The organism is Falsiroseomonas oryzae, from assembly GCF_027856955.1.
Classification (GTDB): Bacteria; Pseudomonadota; Alphaproteobacteria; order Acetobacterales; family Acetobacteraceae; genus Falsiroseomonas; species Falsiroseomonas oryzae.
The window spans coordinates 1-4648 of sequence record NZ_JAPSMD010000418.1; the positions used below are offsets into that span (position 1 = coordinate 1).

5 protein-coding genes are annotated in these 4648 nt (G+C 72.8%); all 5 read left to right on the top strand.

Annotated elements, in window-relative coordinates; translation table 11 throughout:
• Positions 1-457 (top strand): efflux RND transporter periplasmic adaptor subunit (locus OZN99_RS25945; RefSeq protein WP_270938127.1); only part of this gene is annotated, 457 nt, incomplete at its 5' end.
• Complete coding sequence (devC, locus tag OZN99_RS25950; protein WP_270938128.1) at positions 454-1743, top strand: ABC transporter permease DevC; 1290 nt, start codon at positions 454-456, stop codon at positions 1741-1743. The genes OZN99_RS25945 and devC, both read left to right, overlap by 4 nt.
• Positions 1743-2432, top strand: coding sequence for an ATP-binding cassette domain-containing protein (locus tag OZN99_RS25955; protein ID WP_270938129.1), 690 nt, complete (start codon positions 1743-1745; stop codon positions 2430-2432). Before devC ends, OZN99_RS25955 begins: the two co-directional genes overlap by 1 nt.
• Positions 2433-2572: 140 nt before the next feature.
• Positions 2573-3787, top strand: coding sequence for an MFS transporter (locus OZN99_RS25960; protein ID WP_270938130.1), 1215 nt, complete (start codon positions 2573-2575; stop codon positions 3785-3787).
• Positions 3788-3956: 169 nt separating this feature from the next.
• Positions 3957-4391 carry a helix-turn-helix domain-containing protein gene (locus tag OZN99_RS25965; RefSeq protein WP_270938131.1) on the top strand — a complete coding sequence of 145 codons (435 nt, stop codon included), beginning with the start codon at positions 3957-3959 and terminating at the stop codon, positions 4389-4391.
• The last annotated feature ends 257 nt before the right edge of the window (positions 4392-4648 follow it).

The following is a 4648-nucleotide window of genomic DNA, read 5'->3' on the forward strand; positions in this document are numbered from 1 at the left end:
CGAGGACGTCGCGCTGGCCGAGGCCGAGCTGGCCGCGGCGGAAGCCGCGCTGGCCCGCGCCCGCGCCGAGGCGACGCTGGCCCGCCTGCGCGCGCCGATCGCCGGCACGGTGATCCGCGTGATCTCCCGCACCGGGGAGCGCGCGGCGAATGACGGCGTGCTGGAGATTGCCGATCTCAGCCGCATGGACGTCGTCGCCGACGTCTACGAGACCGACCTGCCGCGGCTGCGCATCGGCGCGCCAGCCGAGATCGTGGTGCCCGGCGAGGCGCAGCGCTTCCCCGCCGCGGTGCGCGAGATCGGCTGGCAGGTCCGCCGCAACACCCAGGCCACGACCGATCCGGTCGCGGCCGTGGATGCGCGCACGGTGGAGGTCCGCCTCGCGCTGACGCCTGACGGCACCGCGGCGCTCGCGCGGCGGTCCAACATGCAGGTCCAGGTCGCGATCCGGCCATGAACGACGTGCCTCGCCCCGAGAAGCTGCTGCCCTGGGCGCCGGAGCGCACCGGGGAGCCCCACGCCGCGCCGCCGGTGCCGGCTCCGGCGACCGGCCCGTCGCGCCGCGGGCCAGGCTTCGCCGCCTCCACCCTGCTCGCGGTCCGGCTGGCCTGGCGGCAGCTGTGGTCGGAGAAGGCGCGGCTGGCCTCTGCCATCGCGGGCGTGCTGTTCGCCTGCGTGCTGGTGTTCATGCAGCTCGGCTTCCGCGGCGCGCTGTTCGAGAGCGCGACGAACCTGATCGGCAGCATGCGCGGCGACCTGTTCCTGATGCACCCGCTGACGCTGGCGAGCTTCCGCCCCGAGCCGCTGCCGCGGGTGCGCGCGCAGCAGGCGCTGGCTCTGCCTGAGGTGGAACGTGCGGCGCCCATCTACCTGGCCCAGTCCACCTGGCGGAACCCGGTGGACGGAACGCGGCGCACGATCCAGCTGATCGGCGTGGACACAGCCGCGGGCGTGCTGGACTTCCCCGGCCTCGCCCCGCTGGTGGACCAGCTGAAGCGCGCCGACACCGTCGCCTTCGACCAGCGCTCCCGCCCGGAATTCGGCCCGATCGAGCGCCTGCTCGCCGAGCGCGGCGGGCCGATCGAGGCGGAGATCGGCAACCGGCGGATGGAGGTGGTCGGGCTGATCGAGATCGGGCCGTCCTTCGGCGCCGACGGCAACGTCGTGCTGTCGGAGGTGAATTTCCGCCGCGTGGTGAAGGAACGCCAGGTGGCCGCGGTGGACCTCGTCGCGATCAAGCTGCGGCCGGGAACCGACCTTGGCGCCGCGCAGGCCCGCCTGCGCGCAGTGCTGCCGCCCGACGTCATGGTGATGACCCAGGCGGAGCTGCGCGCGCATGAGCGCCGCTACTGGGAGGAGGCGACGCCGATCGGCTTCATCTTCGCCTTCGGCAGCATCATGGGCCTCGTGGTCGGGATGGTGATCGTCTACCAGATCCTGTTCAGCGACATCGCGGGCCACCTGAAGGAATACGCGACGCTGAAGGCGATGGGCTATTCCGGCCTCTACCTCTCGCGCGTGGTGCTGGGCGCGGCGCTGATCCTCGCGGTGGCGGGCTTCCTGCCGGGGCTCGCGCTGTCCTTCTTCCTCTACGACCTGGTCGGCAGCGCCACCTTCCTGCCGCTGCGGCTGGACCTGCAGATGGGGCTCTCGGTTTTCGCGATGATCTTCTGCATGTGCGCCAGCGCCGGGCTGCTGGCCGTGCGCAAGCTGCGCGACGCCAATCCGGCCGATATGTTCTGATGAACCCCGTCGAGCTCCGCGGCGTCTGCTACGCCTACGGCACCGGCGACCTGCGCCGTCCCGTGCTGCGCGACGTGGACCTGACGGTCGGCGCGGGCGAGATCGTGCTGCTGACAGGGCCGTCCGGCAGCGGCAAGACCACGCTGCTGACGCTGATCGGCGCGCTCCGCGCCATGCAGGAGGGCAGCGCGCGCGTCCTGGGCGAGGAGCTGACCGGCGCCAGCGAGGCGACGCGCGTGCGGCTGCGCCGGCGCATCGGCTTCATCTTCCAGAACCACAATCTGCTCGGCTTCCTCACCGCGCGGCAGAACGTGGCCATGGCGCTGGAGCAGGACAGCGCGCTGGACGAGCGGGCGCGCTTGGCCCGCGCCGGCGAGCTGCTGGCGGCGGTCGGGCTCGGCGGGCACGAGGACCGCGTGCCGGCGAAGCTCTCCGGCGGCCAGCGCCAGCGTGTCTCCGTGGCGCGCGCGCTGGCGGCCGATCCGGGCCTGGTGCTGGCCGACGAGCCGACCGCCGCCCTCGACAAGGCGAGCGGGCACGAGGTGGTGAAGCTGCTGCGCGACCTGGCCAAGTCGCGCGGCGTGCCGATCCTGCTCGTCACCCACGACCCGCGCATCCTGGACATCGCCGACCGGATCGTCGCGATGGAGGATGGCCGCATCGTGAACGCCGACGAGGTGGTGGGCTGAGGCCCGGATCCGTCCGGCGTCTCGGCTTCGCCGTGCTGACGGCTGCCCGGCCCGCTCCCGCGACAGGCCGCAGGCGCGGCGCGGGCGCGGATTGAACGTGGCCCCCCCGCCTGCGAAGCTGGCCGGCAAGATCGCATCGGGTGGAAGCGTTGGGCGGGGGAACAGGACGCAACGTCCTGGCGATACCGGATTTCCGGCGGCTCTGGCTGGTCGGACTCATGGTCTCCGTCGCGCGGTGGCTCGAGATGCTGGTGATGGGCGTCGTGGTCTTCCAGCAGACCGGCTCCGCCTTCCTCGTCGCCGCGATGACCCTTCTGCGGCTGGCGCCCATGGGCCTGTTCGGCGCCCTGCTCGGCGTCCTGGCGGAGCGCGCGCCGCGACGGCGCAGCCTGGTCGGGGTGCTCGTGCTGCAGGCGGCGGCGCTGGCCGGTCTGTCGGCCCTGGCCTTCGCGGGCACGCTGCAGGTGTGGCAGATCGCCGTCGCCTGCGTGCTGGGCGGGCTCGGCTGGGCCACGGACAACCCGGTGCGCCGGATGATGATCGGCGAGGCGGTCGGCGCGGCGCGCATGGGCCCCGCCATGTCGCTCGACGTCATCGCCAACAATGCCAGCCGCGTGGCCGGCCCGGCGCTCGGCGGGGCATTGCTTGCGCTGCTCGGGCCGGGCGCCGCATTCGGGCTGGGGCTGCTGCTCCATCTCGTCGCGATCGCCGCAGCGGCGGGGCTCCGGGTCGGGCTGGCGGCGGCGCCGACGCGCGGCGTGCCGGTGTGGCGCGCGCTGTGCGACAGCTTCGGCCTGGCGCTCCGGCTGCCGCGGCTGCGCGCGGTTCTCGTGGTGACGGTGATCTTCAACGTCTACGCCTGGCCCTGCACCAGCATGATCCCGGTGATCGGCCAGGCCTCGCTTGGCCTCGGGCCCGACGGGGTGGGCGTTCTGGCCAGCATGGACGGGCTCGGCGCATTGGCCGGGGCGGCGCTGATCGGGCTGCTGGCGCGCGTGGAGCGCTATGCCGCGATCTACCTGTGCGGCACAGCGCTCTATCTCGGCGCGATGGTCTGCTTCGCAGTTGCGCCCGGCCCGCTCGCGGCCGGGGCGGCGCTGGTGGCCGTGGGCATCGGCGGGGCCGCCTTCTCCACCGCGCAGGCGACGCTGATCTACCTGTCGGCGCCGACGGAACTGCGTGGCCAGGCGCTCGGCGTGCTGTCCACGGCCATCGGCACCGGCCTGCTGGGCTTCCTGCAACTGGGCCTGCTGGCCGAATGGCTGGGCGCCACGACCGGCACGGCGGTGGTCGGCATCCAGGGGCTGGTGGTGCTGCTCGCCACCCGCCGCGCCTGGCAGCCCATCTTCCATTAGAAAAAGATAAGGAATTGCGATTTCGCTTACCGCAATTGTGATGGTATCAGACCCTGAAAATTGCCGGTCAGGCGAAACTCACGACCTTGTCATGCGCGTTCCGGTGGAACGCATGGCCATGTCGGGCATTGCAGGCGGCGACCATTCAACCGGGGTGAGGACAAGAGGCATGGCCACCACCGAGACGGAGCGTCGCACCGCCGGCTCCGCCGAGCGGCCGGGGCAGCGGGCGAATGCAGCCGACCGCCATGTCGGCGCCCGCATCCGCGAACGACGCGTGATGATGGGTCTCTCGCAGCAGCAGCTCGCGAAGATGATCGGCGTTACGTATCAGCAGGCCCACAAGTACGAGCGCGGGCTGAACCGCATCTCGGCCGGACGCCTCTTCGAGATCGGGCAGGTGCTCGGCGTGCCGGTGTCCTGGTTCTTCGACGGGCTCTCTCCCGATACCGAGACGCAGGAGGCCAGCCCGCGCCAGCGCATGTGCCTGGAGCTGGCGCGCAACTTCGCCCTGATCGACAACGAGAAGCACCAGGAGGCGCTGAGCCAGATGGCCCGCGCCCTGGCCGCCCAGTCCCAGGCGGAGCGCGAAGGCCAGGCCTGATCCGCGCCGGCCCCGGGCCGGGGCCGGCAACCGCGCGCCTGCTGCTGCGTTGCGGCAACGCGGCGGTGTGAGCGCGCGCGGTCGGGACGGATTCGGAACCATGCCACGGGAGAGATCGGGGGTCGCGGCGCGGCGCAGCAGCCGGCCGAGGCGACGCGCGCTATGGCTTGGCGGCGGCGTGCTGGGGCTGCTGGGGCTCTTGGTCTGGGCGGCCGCCGGGGGCCCAGGTGGCCCGCCGCCGTCGCGCCCGCCGGGCG

What these genes read in the sequence shown, in the direction of transcription:
- devC (WP_270938128.1), top strand. Translation starts at nt 454, where the DNA reads ATGAACGACGTGCCTCGCCCCGAGAAGCTGCTGCCCTGGGCGCCGGAG.
- OZN99_RS25965 (WP_270938131.1), top strand. Translation starts at nt 3,957, where the DNA reads ATGGCCACCACCGAGACGGAGCGTCGCACCGCCGGCTCCGCCGAGCGG.
- OZN99_RS25955 (WP_270938129.1), top strand. Translation starts at nt 1,743, where the DNA reads ATGAACCCCGTCGAGCTCCGCGGCGTCTGCTACGCCTACGGCACCGGC.